Source organism: Poseidonocella sp. HB161398 (assembly GCF_005870025.1).
GTDB lineage: Bacteria > Pseudomonadota > Alphaproteobacteria > Rhodobacterales > Rhodobacteraceae > Mangrovicoccus.
In genome coordinates, this window is record NZ_VATA01000064.1 from 1 (window position 1) to 17,827 (window position 17,827).

Annotated in this window: 15 protein-coding genes and 3 pseudogenes; 13 read left to right on the plus strand and 5 right to left on the minus strand. The window is 69.6% G+C overall.

Features of this window, described 5'->3' with window-relative positions:
• The 3 pseudogenes from FGX59_RS29825 to FGX59_RS29835 form a co-directional block, all read left to right on the plus strand.
• A pseudogene (locus tag FGX59_RS29825) lies at nucleotides 1-148 on the plus strand (electron transfer flavoprotein subunit alpha/FixB family protein); the annotation flags it as partial.
• Nucleotides 145-1,028, plus strand: a pseudogene (locus tag FGX59_RS29830) (bifunctional 5,10-methylenetetrahydrofolate dehydrogenase/5,10-methenyltetrahydrofolate cyclohydrolase). The pseudogenes FGX59_RS29825 and FGX59_RS29830, both read left to right, overlap by 4 nt.
• Before the next feature lie 21 nt (nucleotides 1,029-1,049).
• Nucleotides 1,050-1,996 (plus strand): annotated as a pseudogene (locus FGX59_RS29835) (formyltetrahydrofolate deformylase).
• Between the two features lie 268 nt (nucleotides 1,997-2,264).
• Here the strand turns inward: FGX59_RS29835 and FGX59_RS29840 are convergent.
• The 3 genes from FGX59_RS29840 to FGX59_RS29850 are packed head-to-tail and all read right to left on the minus strand — an operon-like array spanning nucleotide 2,265 to nucleotide 4,195.
• Nucleotides 2,265-3,572 carry a type II toxin-antitoxin system HipA family toxin gene (locus FGX59_RS29840; protein ID WP_138471244.1) on the minus strand — a complete coding sequence of 436 codons (1,308 nt, stop codon included), beginning with the start codon at nucleotides 3,570-3,572 and terminating at the stop codon, nucleotides 2,265-2,267.
• Nucleotides 3,572-3,817, minus strand: a complete 246-nt coding sequence (locus FGX59_RS29845) for a helix-turn-helix domain-containing protein (protein WP_138471246.1) — start codon at nucleotides 3,815-3,817, stop codon at nucleotides 3,572-3,574. The genes FGX59_RS29840 and FGX59_RS29845 overlap by 1 nt, the downstream gene beginning before the upstream one ends.
• Before the next feature lie 15 nt (nucleotides 3,818-3,832).
• Nucleotides 3,833-4,195, minus strand: coding sequence for a hypothetical protein (locus tag FGX59_RS29850; RefSeq protein ID WP_138471247.1), 363 nt, complete (start codon nucleotides 4,193-4,195; stop codon nucleotides 3,833-3,835).
• Nucleotides 4,196-4,251: 56 nt separating this feature from the next.
• On the opposite strand from FGX59_RS29850, the gene FGX59_RS29855 reads away from it, so the two are divergent.
• From FGX59_RS29855 to FGX59_RS29880, 6 genes are all read left to right on the plus strand, one after another.
• On the plus strand, nucleotides 4,252-5,097 hold the full coding sequence (locus FGX59_RS29855; RefSeq protein WP_138471249.1) for an ABC transporter substrate-binding protein: 846 nt from the start codon (nucleotides 4,252-4,254) through the stop codon (nucleotides 5,095-5,097).
• Nucleotides 5,098-5,176: 79 nt separating this feature from the next.
• Nucleotides 5,177-5,872 carry an amino acid ABC transporter permease gene (locus FGX59_RS29860; protein ID WP_138471251.1) on the plus strand — a complete coding sequence of 232 codons (696 nt, stop codon included), beginning with the start codon at nucleotides 5,177-5,179 and terminating at the stop codon, nucleotides 5,870-5,872.
• A 1-nt stretch (nucleotide 5,873) separates the two neighbouring features.
• Nucleotides 5,874-6,644, plus strand: coding sequence for an amino acid ABC transporter ATP-binding protein (locus FGX59_RS29865; protein WP_138471253.1), 771 nt, complete (start codon nucleotides 5,874-5,876; stop codon nucleotides 6,642-6,644).
• A complete protein-coding gene (locus tag FGX59_RS29870) occupies nucleotides 6,641-6,991 on the plus strand; it encodes a hypothetical protein (RefSeq protein WP_138471255.1) in 351 nt (116 codons plus the stop codon). The genes FGX59_RS29865 and FGX59_RS29870 overlap by 4 nt, the downstream gene beginning before the upstream one ends.
• A gap of 1,285 nt (nucleotides 6,992-8,276) precedes the next feature.
• A complete protein-coding gene (locus tag FGX59_RS29875) occupies nucleotides 8,277-8,849 on the plus strand; it encodes a DoxX family protein (RefSeq protein WP_138471257.1) in 573 nt (190 codons plus the stop codon).
• 184 nt (nucleotides 8,850-9,033) lie between these two features.
• The gene (locus tag FGX59_RS29880; protein WP_138471259.1) at nucleotides 9,034-9,831 is read left to right on the plus strand and encodes a methyltransferase domain-containing protein; all 798 of its coding nucleotides are present in this window, start codon (nucleotides 9,034-9,036) and stop codon (nucleotides 9,829-9,831) included.
• A 783-nt stretch (nucleotides 9,832-10,614) separates the two neighbouring features.
• Here FGX59_RS29880 and FGX59_RS29885 read toward each other — a convergent pair.
• Entirely contained in the window at nucleotides 10,615-10,932 is a 318-nt protein-coding gene (locus FGX59_RS29885; protein ID WP_138471261.1) for a helix-turn-helix transcriptional regulator, read from the minus strand.
• A gap of 74 nt (nucleotides 10,933-11,006) precedes the next feature.
• On the opposite strand from FGX59_RS29885, the gene FGX59_RS29890 reads away from it, so the two are divergent.
• From FGX59_RS29890 to FGX59_RS29905, 4 genes are all read left to right on the plus strand, one after another.
• Nucleotides 11,007-12,188 carry an MFS transporter gene (locus FGX59_RS29890; RefSeq protein WP_171060894.1) on the plus strand — a complete coding sequence of 394 codons (1,182 nt, stop codon included), beginning with the start codon at nucleotides 11,007-11,009 and terminating at the stop codon, nucleotides 12,186-12,188.
• Between the two features lie 391 nt (nucleotides 12,189-12,579).
• Nucleotides 12,580-14,037 carry a basic amino acid/polyamine antiporter gene (locus FGX59_RS29895; protein ID WP_138471264.1) on the plus strand — a complete coding sequence of 486 codons (1,458 nt, stop codon included), beginning with the start codon at nucleotides 12,580-12,582 and terminating at the stop codon, nucleotides 14,035-14,037.
• Between the two features lie 14 nt (nucleotides 14,038-14,051).
• On the plus strand, nucleotides 14,052-15,296 hold the full coding sequence (locus FGX59_RS29900) for an arginine deiminase (RefSeq protein ID WP_138471266.1): 1,245 nt from the start codon (nucleotides 14,052-14,054) through the stop codon (nucleotides 15,294-15,296).
• Nucleotides 15,297-15,312: 16 nt separating this feature from the next.
• Nucleotides 15,313-16,716 carry a basic amino acid/polyamine antiporter gene (locus tag FGX59_RS29905; protein WP_138471268.1) on the plus strand — a complete coding sequence of 468 codons (1,404 nt, stop codon included), beginning with the start codon at nucleotides 15,313-15,315 and terminating at the stop codon, nucleotides 16,714-16,716.
• A 115-nt stretch (nucleotides 16,717-16,831) separates the two neighbouring features.
• Here FGX59_RS29905 and FGX59_RS29910 read toward each other — a convergent pair whose 3' ends face one another.
• Entirely contained in the window at nucleotides 16,832-17,800 is a 969-nt protein-coding gene (locus FGX59_RS29910) for an ABC transporter substrate-binding protein (RefSeq protein WP_138471270.1), read from the minus strand.
• Nucleotides 17,801-17,827 lie beyond the last annotated feature (27 nt).

Consider the following 17,827-nt stretch of genomic DNA (forward strand, 5'->3'; position numbering starts at 1 on the left):
GATTCAGCACCTTGCGGGGATGAAGGACTCGAAGGTCATCGTCGCGATCAACAAGGACGAGGAGGCCCCGATCTTCCAGGTCGCCGATTACGGGCTGGTCGCCGACCTCTTCGACGCGGTGCCGGAGCTGACGGAGCGGGTCGGATGAGGGCGCGGCTGATCGACGGGCGCGCCCGCGCGGCGCGGCTCCGCGCGGAGATCGCCTCGGAGGTGGCCGCGCTCGCGGCCGCCACCGGCACCGTCCCGGGGCTCGCCGTGATCCTCTTCGGCGAAGACCCCGCCAGCCGGGTCCATGCCGCCGCCAAGATCCGCGCGACCGAGGCCGCGGGGATGCGCAGCGTCGCGCACCGCCTGCCCGCGGAGACCTCCGAGGCGGAGCTGCTGGCGCTGATCGACCGGCTCAATGCCGATCTTTCGGTCCACGGCATCCTGGTGCAGCTGCCGCTGCCGCCGCACATCGGGTGCGCGAGGCGGTCGCGCCGGAAAAGGATGCCGGCGGGTTCCACCCGGTCAATGCCGGGCGGCTGGCCTCGGGCGGCGCGGGCATCATGCCCTGCACGCCGATGGGCTGCCTGATGCTGATCGAGGAGGAGTTGGGCGATTTGCGCGGCAGGACCGCGCTGGTGATCGGCTGCCCGCCGATCGTCGGCCGGCCGATGGCGCAGCTGCTACTGCGGCGCGACTGCACGCTGCGGGTCGCGCACCGCCATGTGGGCGACCTGGCCGCCCTAGCGCGCCAGGGCGATATCGTCATCGCCGCTGCGGGCGTGCCGGGGCTGGTGAAAGGCGCCTGGCTGAAACCCGGCGCCACCGTGATCGACCTGGGCATCACCCGCGTGCCCGGCCCGGACGGCACCGCCCGGCTGGCCGGCGATGCCGATTTCGCCTCCGCAGCGCAGGTCGCGGGCGCGATCACCCCGGTCCCGGGCGGCGTCGGTCCGATGACCATCGCCTGCCTCCTGGCCAATACCCTGACCGCCTGCCGCCGCCTCGAGGGCTTGCCCGCCCCGGCGCAGCGCGCCGCCTGACCTGACGAGAGGGCCCCGGACATGACCCTGCCGACCCGCACCGCCGCGGCGGATGCCGTCGCCCTAGCGGCGCCGAAATTCTGCCTGATCGTCACCTGCCCCTCGACCCGCGGCATCGTCGCCGCCATCGCGGGCTTCCTGGCCGGGCATGGCTGCAACATCGCCGACAGCGCACAATACGACGATCCCGGCACGGGGCGCTTCTTCATGCGCGTCAGCTTCGCCCCCGAGACCGGGGCGAAGCTGACGCGCTGGAGCGGGGTTTCCCCGCCATCGCCGCCGGGAAGGGGATGGAATTCGCCTTCCATGACGAGGCCGCGAAGATGAAGGTGGTCGTCATGGTCAGCCGCTTCGGGCACTGCCTGAACGACCTGCTCTACCGGGTGAAGATCGGCGCGCTGCCGGTGGAGATCGTCGCGGTGATCTCGAACCACATGGACTACCAGAAGGTGGTGGTGAACCACGACATCCCGTTCCACTGCATCGCGGTGACGACGGAGACCAAGGCGCAAGCCGAGGCGCGGATCATGACGGTGGTCGAGGACGCCGGCGCCGAGCTGATCGTGCTGGCGCGCTACATGCAGATCCTCTCGGACGAGACGTGCCGGAAGATGAGCGGCAAGATCATCAACATCCATCACAGCTTCCTGCCGAGCTTCAGGGGCGCGCCCCCCAACAAGCAGGCCCATGCCCGCGGGGTGAAGCTGATCGGCGCGACCTCGCATTGCGTGACCGCGGATCTCGACGAGGGCCCGATCATCGAGCCGGACACGGTCCCCGTCACCCATGCCCCGAGCCCCGAGCCCCGAGCCCCGAGCCCCGAGGACTATGTCTCGCTCGACCGCGACGTCGAGGCCCAGGTCCTGGCCCGCGCGGTCCACGCCCGCCGCCGCGCCTTCCTCAACGGCTCGAAGACCATCGTCTTCCCCGCCTCTCCGGGCAGCTACTCCTCCGAACGCATGGGATGACCGGAAACGGCGACGGGGGGCCAGACGGGTACCGGCCGTGGCTGACCCCGCCGCATGCCACGCCAATCGCCGATCGTACGCGGCGAGGGCAATCCCAGATGTGACAATTGCAGTGGCAACTGGGCGGACCGGCGGTCTCTCCCGCGGCGCTATCGCGTCGCGCCGCACTCATCGGAGCCCGGCCGGTGCACGACAGGACCCCAGGCGCATTGCCGGAAGAGAGCGGAGAGCGGCACGCGCCTCGGGCAGGATGGCCCCGACCGCGCCGTCAGGCCAGCCCGAGCTCCAGCAAACGGCGCCGGTCGCGCACGCCATCCAGCGCCGCCGATGCCAGGTCCTGCGGAAACCCTTCGGGCAGCGCGGCCAGGGTGCGCTCTGCCGCCGCCTCGGCCTGCCCGGCAACCTCCTGCATCAGCGCCTCCATCAGCGCCACGCCATAGCCCGCGGCCCTGGCCGTCTGCAGGTAGTGGCGCGGCACCACCTCGTTCATCCGGTAGTGCCCGCCCTCGCCCACCGCCATCGCCAGCCGCATGCGGTTCTGCCGGATCTGCCCGTCCCGCATCGCCTTCTGCGCCGTCAGCACGTCATAGAGCGGCGTCATCCGGAAGCCGCCCGGGCGCAGCGCCAGGCTGAAATTCTTGGCATGCCCGTCCGTCGCGCCCAGAAGCCAGAAGAGCAGCTGCGCGCGGAGGAAGGCCGTCTGGTCCGCCTGCGGCCGGTCGGAGCCGCCGAGCAGCGCGACGCCCTCGGCAATGCCCGGCCCGCCATCCATCTGGTATTTCAGCGCCGGCGGCACGCCGAGCGCCTGGCAGAAATCCTCCTGCGGCAGCCGGATCAGCCGCCCGTCCGCGCTCCAGCGCCGGTCGAACCGTGTCACCACCAGGCTGCGCACGTCTTCGAAATCGGCGATCGCCACCTCGGCGACCTCGGCGCCCATCTCGCGGCAGAAGGTCATGCAGAGGAACTCGTTCTCGACGCTGTCCGAGAGGTTGATGCCGTTGGGCAGCACGCCCAGCTGGGTCTTCAGGATATGCGTCGTCGGCGTCATGCCCGCGGGCTTCAGCCACTGCCCCTCGTGCCGGAGCAGCGCGGTCTTCTCCTGCGCGCCGGCGATCGAGATGCGGAAGTCGTCCTCGCGGTCGAGCCCCAGCGGCGCGGCGGCGAGGTTGCGCAGGAGCGCGGCGATGGCGGCCTCGCCGACGGGCTCGCCCTCGATCCCGTGCCCTGCCTCCGGGACCTCGCCCGCCACGAATTGCAGCGCGCCGACGCAGTCGCGGCCGATCTTCTCCAGCAGGTGCCAGGCATCGGTGCCGCCCGCGCCGACCCGCGCCGCCACGCGGTCGCGCACCGGCTGGTAGTCGGGCAGCAGGTTCTCCAGCCAGGCCAGCACCTCGCCGCCGCGATGCGTCTCCTCGCGCAGGGGCAGCGACAGCGAGACCGGCATCGCATGCTCCCAGCCGAGCCAGTCCGGCGCATAGGAAAAGGCCAGCGCGCCCGAGGGCGCCAGCCGCAGCCCGCCCACCAGCCGGCCGTTCAGCAGGACCTGCATCGCGCCGCCCCGGGCACGCCGTGCCATCAGAAGATGTCCTCGATCGCGGCGCCGCCGCCGCGCGGCCCGAGGCCCAGCTCCAGTTCCAGCGCCGCCATGACCGCCAGGAGCGTCGCCAGCTTGGTGCCCGGCTCGCCGTTTTCCAGCGAGGAGATGGTCGCCACGCGCAGGTTGGTCCGGGCGCTCAGATCGCCCTGGGTCAGCCCCTGCGCCCGCCGTGCCCGCCGCAGCGCCGTGCCGATCTGCTCTGCCGTCCTGAGATTCGCCTCCATGCCCCACTCCTTGCGCTAGAGCGTAAATTCGATAAATTTCCGCTGCAGCGTAAATACGCCAAATTTACGCTGCAGCGCAAGACCCGCCGCGCGCGGCTGGCGGCGCCGGACCTGCGGGTTTCGCGTCGCCGGGCCCGTATCCAGCTGGGCGCGGAAATCGGCCCCGCCATCCGGCGGCCGGACTGGGGACCGAACGGGCACCTCCATATGGCCGTCGGCCCGATGCCGATCCGCAGACCGGCGCCCCCGGGAAACCGGCGCCTGCGGTCCGGCTTGGCTCAGGAAAGCGGCAGCGGGCCGGGATCCGCGATCCGGAACGATTAAAAGTGTATCACGCAAATACCTTTTAAAATCGTGACTGATATTTTTGTTATACATCAGACTGCATCCGGATTGTCCTAGCGGCACGCTTCTCGTCAAGAATAGGAAACGCAATGCAACAGGGCTGGATTCAACGTCTCGCAGCCGCGGGCCTTGCCATGGCGGTGCTGGCATCTCCGCATGCCGGACTCGCGCAGGACTGCACCCCGAAGGTCGATGGCAGCGCGCTGCTGGTGCCGGGCGAAGTGCAGGTCTCGATCAACCCGATTTCGCCGCCGATGCAGTACCTCGGATCGGACGGCAAGCTGAAGGGCATGCGCGTCGAGGTCGGCGACGCGATCATCGACCGGCTCTGCCTGGCATCGGTCCATATCCGCGTCGACGATTTCGGCACGATGATCCCGGGCCTGCAGGCCGGCCGCTGGGACATCATCAATACCGGGGTGTTCTTCACCGAGGAGCGCGCCAAGATCATCTACCTGGTGCGCTACGAGAACCAGGCGATCAGCGTCGCGACGCTGCCCGGCAAGGCCTCGGAGATCAAGACCGTGGACGACCTGGCCGGCAAGAAGATCGGCGTCGATATCGGCGGCTACGAGGAGAACAAGCTGAAGCTTCTCGACCAGGAGCTGCAGGCCAAGGGGCTGCCGCCGATCCAGATCATGATCTTCAACGACACCAACATCAACTACCAGGCCCTGCGCGCCGGGCAGATCGATGCCAGCTTCACCATCGACGCGGTCTCGGCCGAATATGCGCAGCGCGGCATTTCCGAACTCGCCCTGACCGGGCTCTATCCGTCGCCGGTGGCGATCGCCTTCCGCAACCCGGATCTGGCCCGGGCCTTCGCCGGCGAACTGCAGGCGATGCGCGAGGACGGCAGCTATCAGGCGATCTTCGAGAAATACGGGAAGTCGCCCTGGGAAGGCCCGTTCGACGTCAAGGGGCCCGGGCTCTGAGCCCGCGCCGCCCTGCCGGGGGCCATGTCCTCCGGCAGCGACCCGACCGCAGGCGCCGCGGCGCCGGGAGACGCTTCCTATGACGATGTGGAACTGGGATGCCTTCTTCGGCTATCTCTTCAGCCCGTTCCTCTTGCGCGGCGCCTGGACGACGATCTGGCTGACGGCGGCCTCGGGCGCCATCGGGCTGGCGCTGGCCGGGCTGGTGGCGGCGGCGATGATGTCGAATGTCGCGGCACTGCGCCGGGCCGCGCAGGTCTATGTCTGGCTGTTCCGCGGCACGCCGCTGCTGGTGCAGCTCGTGATCATCTATACCGGCCTGCCGCAGATCGGGCTGCGCTTCTCGGTCGTCGCCTCGGCGCTGATCGGGCTGGCGCTGAACGAGGCGGCCTATCTGGCCGAGGTGATCCGCGGCGCCATCCAGTCGATCCCGCGCGGGCAGCGCAATGCCGGGCTGGCGCTGGGGCTGACGCCGGTCCAGACCATGCGCGACGTCCTGCTGCCGCAGGCGATCCGGATCATGCTGCCGACGCTGGGCAACAGCCTCAACGGCCTGCTGAAGACCACCTCGATCACGTCGATCATCTCGATGGAAGAGCTGCTGAGGCGGACCAACCTGCTGATCCAGGAGCGGTTCCTGACGCTGGAGCTCTTCGTGGTCGCCTCGATCTACTACCTGGTCATGACCTCGGCCTGGCAGATCGTCCAGACCCGGCTCGAGGCCCGCTACGGCCGCGGCCACCTGCGGGCGCTCGATAACGCGGAGCAGAGATGACATGATACGGATCCGGAACCTGACCAAGCGCTATGGCAGCTTCCAGGTGCTCACCGACTGCTCGCTCGACGTGCCGGACGGGCGCGTGCTGGTGATCTGCGGGCCCTCGGGATCGGGGAAGTCGACTCTGATCAAGTGCATCAACGGGCTGGAGAGCTTCGACGAAGGGTCGATCGAGGTCGACGGCATCTCGGTCGGCGATCCCTCCGCCAGGCTGCCGCAGCTGCGCGCCAAGGTCGGCATGGTCTTCCAGCAGTTCGAGCTGTTCCCGCATCTGACCGTCGAGCAGAACCTGATGCTGGCGCCGCGCCGCGTCCTGGGCCGCGGCCGGGCCGAGGCGCGCGACCGGGCCCATGCGCTCCTTGACCGGGTCGGGCTCCTTGACCAGGCGGCGAAGTACCCGGCCGCGCTCTCGGGCGGCCAGCAGCAGCGCGTCGCCATCGCCCGCGGGCTGGCCATGGATCCCGGCGTGATGCTCTTCGACGAGCCGACCTCCTCGCTCGATCCCGAGATGATCGGCGAAGTGCTCGACGTGATGATCCGCCTGGCCGAGACCGGCATGACGATGATCTGCGTCACCCACGAACTGGGCTTCGCCCGCCATGTCGCCGACGAGATCGTCTTCATGGATGGCGGGCGCATCGTCGAAGCGGGCAGCCCCGAGGAATTCTTCACCAACACCCGGACGGACCGGGCCCGGCGCTTTCTCGCCCGGCTGCTCTATCCGGGCGAACTGGCCCAGGCCGCACATGTCGAACGGAGACTAGAATGACGACACGGATCCAGTGGGTGCGCCAGGAGGACACCCCCAAGACCTGGCTCTATCCGGACAAGGAGTACAGCTACCGGCTGATCACCGAGGCGGCCCATGGCGCGCCGCTCTCGTTCCACGTCACGACCTACCTGCCCGATCTCGACAGCATCGTGGAGGGCGACGGCGCGCATGACACGGTGCTTTACGCCCTGTCGGGATGGGCGCGCCATGTCGACCTGCTGGAGGACCGCGAGTGGGAGTTCCGGCCGGGCCAGGCGGTCTATCTGCCCCGCACCTACCGCTACCGGCGCATCGTGGGCTCGGCGGGCATGACCGTCGCCGTTGCCTGCACCCCCTCGCGCTAGCGGCGGGATCTCCGCGCACCGTCCATTGTCCCGGCCGCTGGCGGGCGGCAGACAATGGGCGGACGCCGTCCGGCAGCGGCGCAAGGGCAGGCAATGCCCAGGCGGCGGACATATCCCGGTTGCCGGCGCAGACCTCGGCCCTGCCGTCCCGGGGCCATCTCCGCCACCCCGGCCCTTGGCAGGGGCCGGAAAATGGCCCTGAGGCATCACCAGGGAGGGACCTATTCCAGCCGTTGGCCGAGGCCGCTCCAAGAGGAGATCAAGCACGGCCGCCGTCAGGGCAATTTTCCAGCTTTGCTCTGCCCCCAGTCGCCGGGCTGGCGTTGTCGGCCCCAGAAGACGCGGCTCCGCGCCTGCGCTGGCGGCGCGAGAGGCCCCCGCCCTCTCCGCGCTAGTCCATGCCCCGCGCCCGCCGGGCCGGACACCCCGCCGAACGTCGGCACCGAGCTGGCCCCCGCCCCCCGCCCTGACCCTGTCCCGCAGGGCAGGCCAGAACAGCCCGCACCCCGGCACTGGCCCCGCTCACCGGCCGGACAGATGCCCGGCCCGGAAGGATCGCGGCACCGCCATGTCCCTATCGGCGCCCTCGCCGGGGACGGCCAGGCGCCCCGGAGCCTGCTCCGCGCAGGCGGGCCGCAAGTCGATCTCCCTGGCGCTCAAGCGGGGGATATGCGCGGCGGGCGTCCGTCCGGGCATTGCGCGCCGGTCCGGGCGGCACGCACGGATCTGCGCCAATGACGACGGACCAGACCCCGCGCCGCCATGGATGCAACCATGCCGCCAGCGTGGCCCGCAACGCATCCCTCGCACGGCCGGGGCAGCGCTGCGGGCCACCGGGACCCGCCTGCGCCTGCCCCTCGAGGCAGGACGGCATGTCGAAGAGGCCGGGACCGCCAAGGCGCGCGGACAGACGGACACCTTCCCGCCTCCCTCTGGCGAGCCGGGGATCACGGCGCGGACCGCCGGCCCCGGCGGCGGGCGCAGAGGCATTGCGCGCAGTCCCGCGCCGCCCTATCTGCCGGGAAGCTCCCTGCGGCCGGACAAGGCCCGGCGGGGCTGCTCCGGGGACAGGCCGCCCGCCCCTTGCACCGCAGCCGCCGCAGCGTGTCCGGACACGGCCGGGCCCCTGCAAAGACCAGTTCCGAACGACGCGAAAAATGATCTGGATCAACGGATTGAGCGCCGTTTTCGCACATGGCCGGTGCGATTGGCAGCAATTTATGCGCGCGGCGAACTGGCCTAACATGTCCCTACGTCAAAAGACGATCCCAGAGGAGACAGTAGAATGGCCGATATCTTCCTTCCGGCGCGAGACCGGCTCGTCATCCCGTTCCTTTCCCCGGTCTATTCGAAATTCGCCGAACCCGTCGGGTGGCTCGGCTTCCGCCTGGCGGTCGGGGTCTCCCTCGTCGTCGCGGGATGGCCGAAGATCGTCGCACCGCTGGCCCAGTCCGGCTTCGTCGAGTCGCTCGGCATGTATCCGGGCTGGTTCTGGTCGCCGCTGCTGGCCGCCATGCAGTTCTTCGGCGGCATGCTGATCGCCATCGGCCTCCTGACCCGGCCGGTCGCGCTCGCCAATGCGGCGATGCTCCTGATCACGCTGTGGTTCCACGTCGTCCACCCCTATCCCGAGCCCTTCCTGACCGCCGAGGGCCTCGCCTACCTGTCGGCCAATCCCGACCTCCTGACACCGGGCGCGCAGGCCGCGCTGCTGGGCGATGGCGGCCTGGCCTTCGGGGCCCGCATCCAGGAGAAAGCGATCTACGCCTCGCTCTTCTGGGCAGCCGGAGCGGCGCTGATCGCGGCCTTCGGCGGCGGCTACCTCTCGGTTGACCGCCATCTGGCGAAAGAGTTCTAGCCCTCAGCCCGCGCAGCGGAGCCGGTCTCCCGGTTCCGCTGCCATTTTGCGTGCAGCCACCGGAGGCGCGCCCCGCCGCCTGCAATGCCCGCCTCCGCGGCGGCCGGCCGGACGCGGCGGGCTTCGGATTCGGCGCCGGGCGGTGTAGGCTTGCGCCAGCCATCGCAGCTCCGGGGACGCGAACATGGGACATCCCTCCAGTTTTGCCACGCGGTATCAAACTGTACTGGTTCCGGTCATCTTCGAGCCCTGGGCGAGGGAGCTGATCCGGCGCGCCCGCCCCCGGGACGGAGACAACATCCTGGACCTCGGCTGCGGCACCGGCGTGGTCACGCGGATGGTCGCAAAGGCCGTGCCCGCGCCCGGCAGCCTGACTGCCGCCGATCACAGCCCCGAGATGCTGGCGGTTGCGCGCAGTCTCGCAGAGCAGGCCGGGCTGCAGGCGGACTGGGTCGAGGCCGATGCCGGCAGCCTGCCCTTCGGCGATGGCCGGTTCGATATCGCCTTCTGCCAGCAGGCCCTGCAATTCTTCCCGGACCGTCCCGCAGCGCTTCGCGAACTGCACCGCGTCCTGCGTGCCGGCGGCCGGGTCGCCTGCTGCGTCCAGCAGGGGCTGGAGCGGAACCCGATGCTCCGGGCGCAGGCGGCCGCGCTGGACGCCCATGCCGGCCCGCAGGCCGGAGACGCCGTCCGCGCCATCTGCAGCCTGCCCGATGGCGAAGAGCTGCGGCATCTGTTCGGGAACGCCGGGTTCCGGGACCTCCGCGTGGAATCCACGACGCTCTTCGTGGAGCATCCCGACGCGCGGGCCTTTGCCGAAGGGGCGATGGGCGGCATGCATACCGGGGACAAGCTGTCGGGCCTCGGCGAAGCGGCGATCACGCAGGCCGTGGAGGCCTTCCTCTCGGGCATGGAAGACTACATCGACGGGACGGCCATGCGCGTCCCGCATGTGTCCAACGTCGTCACCGCGCGCGCCTAGCGCCATCGCCAGTCGCCTCCGGCGCGCGCCCTGCATTCGGCCCGTTGCCGGGCGGGTCTCTCCGCTCCGCGCCCGGATGCAGCAATCACGCGCGGCCTTCTTTCCCCGAGAGGCTCGGGCCGCGGGTCCGCTCCGGGCCATCCCGCGGGCCGCGTAGCGGCTCGCCAGCATGCGCCAGGCGCCAAAGCTCCGGGCGGCACCGGGAAAGATGCGGATCCGGATTGCCGCGGCGCGGCAGCCGGGACCGCACGATAGGATCCGTCCTTAGACAGCATGGGGCAGTGCGTCCGGGAGCTTGCGGGAAGATGGATTTCGGGGCGTCGTCCTTGAGGAAGTCGTTCAGGGTTTGGCGATGTCTGCTGCCGGAATTGAGCAAGTCCATCCGCCTTCAAGGCCATCTTCCCGGGCTTTCCCGCAAGCTCCCTGGCCGGGCAGACCTTCCAGTGCCCTGATAGATGCGTCGCCGGACATGGTCGCCGGTCCGCGTCTTCCAGGGTGTCCCTCCGCGGCGCCGTCTCGCATGCGGGGGGCGTTCCCGGTGATCGCGGCGCGCCGGTCGCGGTGCCTGATGCGACCGGTCCTGCGGATCGCGGCATGGCAGCGGCAGGCGTCGCCAGCGGCGGTCGGACCGGGGGTGCATCCGCTGGCAGCCTTGCCGCGGCCCTTCCGGCCTGCTCCTTGTCAGGACACCGGGCATTCAGGAGCCGACCTCCCGCGCGGAACCTCCACTAACCAGCAGTAATATATAAATATCTAGAACAGACAGATGCGGCACCGCCGTTCTCAGCTTGCGTTGAGAACCGCGTCGAGCAGCCCGGGAAACCGTTCATCCAGCTCCTCGCGCCGGATCGAGAGCACGCGGCCGCGCCCCTGCGGCAGATTGCGGATCACGCCGGCCTCCCGCAGCACCTTCATCAGATGCGATTTCGTGGATTTCGGAATGTCGGGATCGACAAGATGGCAGCGCGCCATTTCCAGGGGCCCGGAGGCTAGCTGCCGCACGACGTCGAGCCGCGCAGGATCGCTCAGTGCGAACAGGACGGTTTCAAGACGCAGGTCATCCTTGGCGGGATGGGGCAGGTCTGAGTGGATCTCGGTCATGGTTCGAATTTAGTTGAACCATGACCGGATGCAACCTACGTAAGGTTCGAATAAGTTCGAACCAAGGACCAGACATGTTCGCGATCCGCCATCTGCTTGCCAGACCTGCAAGCTTCACATTCGCGGCGCTCGGCAGCGGGCTGGTCATGGCCAGCGCCAGCGCGCCGTCGCCCTTCTATCCGCAGCTCCAAGCCCAGATCGGGTTCTCGCCGGTCGTGCTCACCGGCATCTTCGCCATCTATGCCGTCACGCTTCTCGCGACGCTCCTGACCCTTGGCTCGGCCTCCGATCACCTCGGGCGCCGGCCGACGCTCTCGGCCGGCTTCCTGCTCCTGGCCCTGTTCGCCCTGCTCTTCGCGCAAACCGAGACCGTGGCGGGCCTGATGGCGGCTAGGGCGGTCCAGGGGATCGCTTGCGGGCTGCTGCTGTCCACCCTGTCGGCGACGACCGTCGACCTGGAGCCCGCGGACAAGCCCGGCCTTGCCGCGATCTGCAATTCCACGCTGCCGCTTGCCGGGCTGGCGACCGGCGCGCTTCTGGCAGGCGGGGCGATCGACATGAGCTCCCTTGCCCTGCATCCCTTCTTCCAGGGGCTGGCGCTGGTCAGCTTGCTGTTTGCCGCGCTTGTCTGGGCATGTCCCGAGACCTCGCCGCGCCATGACGGCATCTGGTCCTCCCTCCGCCCGCGCGTCCGCATCCCCTTCGACGCACGGCCCGCCTTCTGGCGCGTCGCCCCCGCCCTGTTCGCGACCTGGGCCACAGGCGGGTTCTACCTGTCGCTGGGCGTGTCGATCTCGATCCATGTCTTCGGATTGACCCATGGGCTCGAACAGGGAGCGGTCGTCACGGCGCTGGCCGGAACCGGGGCGGCGGCCTGCTTCCTTGCCCGGCGCGCCTCGGCGGCGGCGACGCTGCGCTTCGGCACGCTGGCCCTTGCCGCGGGCACCACCCTGACGCTGATCGCCATCCTGTCGGCCAGTGTGTGGATCTATCTGCTGGCGCTTCCCTTCGCGGGCGCGGGCTTCGGCACCTGCTTCTACGGGGCCGTCCGCTCTCTGGCGCCGCTGGCACAGCCCCATGAGCGGGGCGAGTTGTTCGCGGCGATCTTCACCCTCAGCTACCTCGCCTTCGGCATTCCGGTGGTGATCGCGGGCGCGCTGGCCACGGCCCTCGGGCTGACGGCGACGACCATCGGCTACGGTCTGGTCATCATCTGCATGGCACTGGCCGCCTTCTTCCGCAAACGCGGCGGATAGGACGGCCCGACGAGCGGCGGCACGCACGCGCCGCCGCGAAGCGCGCCGACCGCAGTGTCCCGCGCAGGCTCCGCCCGGGACGGCCCCTGCCAGCGATGATCCGCCCGCCGCCCGCCTCTTCCATGGCCGCCCTCCCGGCACGCCGGACGAAGAGCCCGCTGTCCCGCCTCGAGGCGGGCGGTTTGACGCCCCGGACAGGCGGAAATGGCGCAGGACTCCCGCCCGGGTTGCATGGGCCGGGCGGGCGCCGGGCGGACCCGCGCAACCACCTGATAAGGCAGGTATCCGCCTGTCGAAACGACAAATCCGAATAGTATTGTTAATAAACTTTAAATTTACCTCCCCCTGGGGTACCGTCCGAGTCGGCTAAATATGAATTTGGAATTTACCTATGAGCAGCCCTGCCGACACAGATGGTCCTGCCCGCACCGGCACCCTCGCCCTTCCCATTCTCACGGCCATGGTCGTCGGGTCGATGGTCGGATCGGGGATCTTCTCGCTTCCACGGACATTCGGGACGGCCACGGGCCCCTTCGGCGCGATCATCGCCTGGTGCATCGCGGCCGGCGGGATGTACACGCTCGCCCGTGCCTTCCAGTTCCTCGCCGAGCGCAAGCCCGACCTCGATGCCGGGGTCTATGCCTATGCCAAGGCGGGCTTCGGCGACTATCCCGGCAATCTCTCGGCCTTCGGCTACTGGATCGGATCCTGCATCGGCAACGTGTCCTACTGGGTGCTGATCAAGTCGACCCTGGGCGCCTTCTTCCCGGTCTTCGGCGACGGCAACACGATCCCCGCGATCCTCGTCGCCTCGGCAGGGATCTGGCTGTTCCACTTCATGATCCTGCGCGGCATCCAGCAGGCCGCCTTCATCAACACGGTGGTGACCATCGCCAAGGTCGTGCCGATCATCGCCTTCATCCTGATCATGTTCATCGCCTTCAAGTTCGACGTCTTCAGCGCGAATTTCTGGGGCGGCGTGGGCATGCCCGAGACCAGCCTTTTCGACCAGGTCCGCGCCACCATGCTGGTCACGGTTTTCGTCTTCCTCGGCATCGAGGGCGCCAGCGTCTATTCGCGCTATGCCCGCAAGCGCAGCGATGTCGGCACGGCGACGATCCTGGGCTTCCTCGCGGTCACCACGCTGCTCGTGCTGGTCACGCTGCTGCCCTATGGCGCGCTGCCGCGGGCCGAGATCGCCGAGATGCGCCAGCCGTCGATGGCCGCCGTGCTCGAGGCCGTGGTCGGCCGCTGGGGCGCGATCTTCGTCAGCGGCGGGCTCCTGGTCTCGGTGCTGGGCGCCTATCTCGCCTGGTCGCTGATCTGCGCCGAGGTCCTGTCGGTCGCCGCGAAGACCAAGGACATGCCGCGGCTCTTCGCCCGCGAGAACGCCAACCATGTCCCCGCCAATGCGCTCTGGGCGACGAACCTGACCATCCAGGCCTTCATCATCAGCACCTACTGGTCGCAGGACGCCTTCGCGCTGATGCTGAACCTGACCAGCGTGATGACCCTGGTGCCGTTCTTCCTGGTGGCGGCCTACGCCTTCCTGATGACCCGGCGCGGCGAGGGCTATGACGGCGATGCCGGCGCGCGCAGGCGCGACCTGGCCTTCGCGGCGCTCGCGGTGATCTACACGCTCTTCCTGATCTTCGCCGCCGGGCTGGAATTCCTGCTGCTCTCGGCGATCCTCTACGGGCCCGGCACGGCGCTCTATGTCTGGGCGCGCAGGGAGCAGGGCAAGCCGGGCTGGTTCGGACGGCCCGCCGACTGGGTGATCTTCGGGCTGGCCGTGATCGGCTGCGCCATCGGCATCCACGGCCTCGCCACCGGCTACATCACTCTCTAGGAAGGAAACGCAGCATGAACGACACGACAGCCTTTGGCGTGCATTCCGAGGTGGGCCAGTTGCGCAAGGTCATGGTCTGCGCGCCGGGCCGCGCCCACAAGCGGCTGACCCCGACGAATTGCGACGAGCTCCTGTTCGACGACGTGCTCTGGGTCGATGTCGCCAAGCGGGACCATTTCGACTTCATGACGAAGATGCGCGACCGCGGCATCGACGTGGTCGAGATGCACAACCTGCTGGCCGAGACCGTCGCCATCCCCGAGGCCCGGGCCTGGCTCTTGGACCAGCAGGTCGTGCCGAACCAGATCGGCGCGGGCTTCGTCGACGAGGTGCGCTCCTATCTCGACGGGCTGAAGGACCGCGAGCTGGCCGAGACGCTGATCGGCGGGCTGTCGACGACCGAGTTCCCGGACAGCATCGGCGGCGAGACCCTGGCGATGATCCGCGACGCGGCCGGGGTGAACGAGTACCTGCTGCCGCCGCTGCCGAACACGATCTACACCCGCGACACCACCTGCTGGATCTATGGCGGCGTGACGCTCAACCCGCTCTACTGGCGGGCGCGGCGGGAGGAGACGCTGCTGGCCACCGCGATCTACCGCTTCCATCCGGATTTCGCGGGCAAGGTCACCGAATGGTGGGGCGATCCGGCGAAGGCCTGGGGGCTGGCGACGCTGGAAGGCGGCGACGTGATGCCGATCGGCAAGGGCGTCGTGCTGATCGGGATGAGCGAGCGGACCTCGCGCCAGGCAATCAGCCAGGCGGCGCTTGCGCTCTTCGAGCAGGGCGCCGCCGAACGGGTCATCATCGCCGCCATGCCGAAGCTGCGCGCGGCGATGCATCTCGACACGATCTTCACCTTCGCCGACCGCGACTGCGTGCTGATCTATCCCGACATCGTCCACCGGATCGACGCCTTCTCCTACCGTCCCGACGGCAAGGGCGGGCTGGAGCTGCGCAAGGACCCGGGCGGCTTCCTCGAGACGGTGCGCGACGCGCTCGGGCTGAAGGAGCTGCGGGTCGTCGAGACCGGCGGCGACGACTACATGCGCGAGCGCACCCAGTGGGACAGCGGCGCCAACCTGGTCTGCGCCTCGCCGGGCGTGGTCTTCGCCTATGACCGCAACACCTATGCCAACACGCTGCTGCGCAAGGCCGGGATCGAGGTCATCACCATCGACGGATCCGAACTCGGCCGCGGGCGCGGCGGCGGGCACTGCATGACATGCCCGATCATCCGCGACCCGGTCGATTTCTGAGCGCAGGACGGCACCGGTGAGCACAGAGGCGCGGCCCGGGCTCGCGCTGCCGGCGCTGACCGCGCTGGTCGTGGGCTCGATGGTCGGGGCGGGGATCTTCTCCCTGCCCCAGGCCTTCGGGCGGGTGACAGGCGGGCTCGGCGCGCTGATCGCCTGGGCGATCGCGGGGGGCGGCATGCTGATGCTGGCCTTCGTCTTCCAGAGCCTCTCCCGGCGGCGGCCCGGGCTCGATGCCGGCGTCTTCGCCTATGCCAAGGCAGGGTTCGGCGACTATCCGGGCTTCCTCTCGGCGCTCGGCTACTGGACGGTCTGCTGCCTCGGCAACGTCTCCTACTGGATCCTCGTCTGCTCCACGCTGGGCGGCGTCGTCCCGGTGCTCGGCGACGGCGGCACAGCGGCGGCAATCGCGGTCTCCTCGGCCGGCGTCTGGCTCGTCCATGCGCTGATCCTGCGGGGCGTGCGCGGCGCGGCCGTGGTCAACACCATTGTCACCGTCGCCAAGATCATCCCCATCCTCGTCTTCCTCGCGCTCGCGGCGCTGGCCTTCGACGCCGATCTCTTCGCCGAGAATTTCGACGGCGGCCCCGCGCTGGAGGCAGCCGGTCTGGCCGCGCAGGTGCGCGGGACCATGCTGGTCACCGTCTTCGTCTTCGTCGGCATCGAGGGGGCCAGCGTCTATTCGCGCTATGCCCGGCGGCGCCGCGATGTCGGCCGCGCGACGCTGACCGGGTTCCTCGGCGTCCTCGCGCTGCTGGTGCTGGTGACGACCTTCTCCTACGGGATCCTGCCGCAGGAAGAGCTCGGCGGGCTGCGCAACCCGTCCATGGCGGGGGTCCTGCGGGCGGTGGCCGGGCCCTGGGGCGCCGGGTTCATCGGCGCCGGGCTGATCGTGTCGGTGCTGGGCGCCTATCTCTCCTGGTCGCTTCTGGCCGCCGAGGTGCTGTTCTCGGCCGCGCGCAACGGCGACATGCCGCGATTCCTCGAGGCCGAGAACGCCCGCGGGGTGCCTGCCGCCGCGCTCTGGATGACGAATGCGCTGATCCAGGGCTTCCTTCTCGTCAGCTACTTCGCGGAAGAGGCCTTCCGGCTGGCCGTCGACATGACCTCGACCATGATCCTGCTGCCCTATGTCCTGGTCGCCGCCTATGCGCTGAAGATCGCGGGCGAGGGCAGCCTGGCCGACCGGGCCTGCGCGGTGATCGCGGTGGTCTACACCGTGGGCCTGGTCTATGCCGGCGGATCGGCCTTCCTGCTGCTGTCGCTCTGCATCTACGCGCCCGGGACGCTCCTTTACGTGCTGGCGCGGCGGGAGCGGCGGCTGCGCGTCTTCACCCGTCCCGAATGGCTGCTCTTCGCCCTGATCGGCCTCGGAGCCGCAGTCGCGGCCGCGGCGCTCGCCACCGGCCGGATCGTGCTCTGACAGGGCGGGACGCGCCCGGGCGCCGGCCGGGCAAGGTCGCCGCCTTCGCTCCTGCCGCATCCGGGACGGCAAAGCGCAACGGCGCCCCCGAAGGGGTGCCGGAGAGCCGGGCGCGTCAGTTCGCCAGGGAGACCATGTCCGGGGCGACGCTTTGCAGCGCGGCGGGCGCCATGTAGGCGGCGACATCGTCCGGGCTCAGCGGCGCGCCGCGGACGACGCCCTGCCCGAGGATCCAGGCGGCCTCGGCGGCGATCAGCCCCGAGAGGCTGTCATCCAGCTTCAGCCCGAAATCCACGTCCTGCCACATCTCCTCCAGCGCGGCGACCGGCATCGCGCCCTGCATCGAGGCCGCCACCGCCTGCATCGCCGCCGCCGGGTCCGCCGCCAGATCGGCATCGGCCCTGGCCAGCGCGCCGAGGAAGGCCTTCAGCGTGGCGGCGCGCGCATCCGTCATCTCCGGCGTGGCGGCCAGGATGTAGTGCACCTGGTAGCTGCCGCCGCGCAGCTCGGCATAGCCGTCCCCCAGCGTGCGCGCGGCCGCGGCATAGAAGCTGGGGAAGGCCGCGATTGCGTCGACATCGCCGCGGGCCACGGCCGGGACCAGATCCGGCGGCGCCGCCGAGACGATCTCTGCCTCGACGCCCGCGTCCTTCAGCAGCCCGTCGAGGAAGTAGTGAACATTGGTGCCGATCGTCGTGCCGATGCGGCGGCCGGCCAGATCGGCGGGGCTGTCGAGCGGCCCTGCCCCGGAATTGCCGATCACCCGCGAACCTGAATAGCGCGCCAGATCGCCGACGATGCGGAAATCCTGGCCCATCAGCGCGCCGGTCGCGGCGGGGAACTCGGCCATGAAGGCCACGTCCACCTGGCCGCCGAGCAGCGCCTCGAACCCTTCGCGGCCCGAGGCGAAGGAGACCAGCTGCACCTCCAGCCCGGCCGCGTCGAAATAGCCCTGCGCCAGCGCCAGATCGACCTGCGGCGTCTGCGGGTTGGGGCTCCAGGCAAAGACCATCTTCTCGGCATGGGCCAGGACCGGGGCGGCCGCGACCAGCGCGGCAAGGGCGAATTGCGTCATCTTCGTCATGTTTCTCTCCCGTCGGAATGTCGTGTC

Excerpts from the sequence above, each read along its gene's own strand:
- FGX59_RS29840 (WP_138471244.1), bottom strand. The coding sequence starts at position 3,572 with ATGGCACGGCGTGCCCGGGGCGGCGCGATGCAGGTCCTGCTGAACGGC.
- FGX59_RS29845 (WP_138471246.1), bottom strand. The coding sequence starts at position 3,817 with ATGGAGGCGAATCTCAGGACGGCAGAGCAGATCGGCACGGCGCTGCGG.
- FGX59_RS29850 (WP_138471247.1), bottom strand. The coding sequence starts at position 4,195 with ATGTATAACAAAAATATCAGTCACGATTTTAAAAGGTATTTGCGTGAT.
- FGX59_RS29855 (WP_138471249.1), top strand. The coding sequence starts at position 4,252 with ATGCAACAGGGCTGGATTCAACGTCTCGCAGCCGCGGGCCTTGCCATG.
- FGX59_RS29860 (WP_138471251.1), top strand. The coding sequence starts at position 5,177 with ATGACGATGTGGAACTGGGATGCCTTCTTCGGCTATCTCTTCAGCCCG.
- FGX59_RS29865 (WP_138471253.1), top strand. The coding sequence starts at position 5,874 with ATGATACGGATCCGGAACCTGACCAAGCGCTATGGCAGCTTCCAGGTG.
- FGX59_RS29870 (WP_138471255.1), top strand. The coding sequence starts at position 6,641 with ATGACGACACGGATCCAGTGGGTGCGCCAGGAGGACACCCCCAAGACC.
- FGX59_RS29875 (WP_138471257.1), top strand. The coding sequence starts at position 8,277 with ATGGCCGATATCTTCCTTCCGGCGCGAGACCGGCTCGTCATCCCGTTC.
- FGX59_RS29880 (WP_138471259.1), top strand. The coding sequence starts at position 9,034 with ATGGGACATCCCTCCAGTTTTGCCACGCGGTATCAAACTGTACTGGTT.
- FGX59_RS29885 (WP_138471261.1), bottom strand. The coding sequence starts at position 10,932 with ATGACCGAGATCCACTCAGACCTGCCCCATCCCGCCAAGGATGACCTG.
- FGX59_RS29890 (WP_171060894.1), top strand. The coding sequence starts at position 11,007 with ATGTTCGCGATCCGCCATCTGCTTGCCAGACCTGCAAGCTTCACATTC.
- FGX59_RS29895 (WP_138471264.1), top strand. The coding sequence starts at position 12,580 with ATGAGCAGCCCTGCCGACACAGATGGTCCTGCCCGCACCGGCACCCTC.
- FGX59_RS29900 (WP_138471266.1), top strand. The coding sequence starts at position 14,052 with ATGAACGACACGACAGCCTTTGGCGTGCATTCCGAGGTGGGCCAGTTG.
- FGX59_RS29910 (WP_138471270.1), bottom strand. The coding sequence starts at position 17,800 with ATGACGAAGATGACGCAATTCGCCCTTGCCGCGCTGGTCGCGGCCGCC.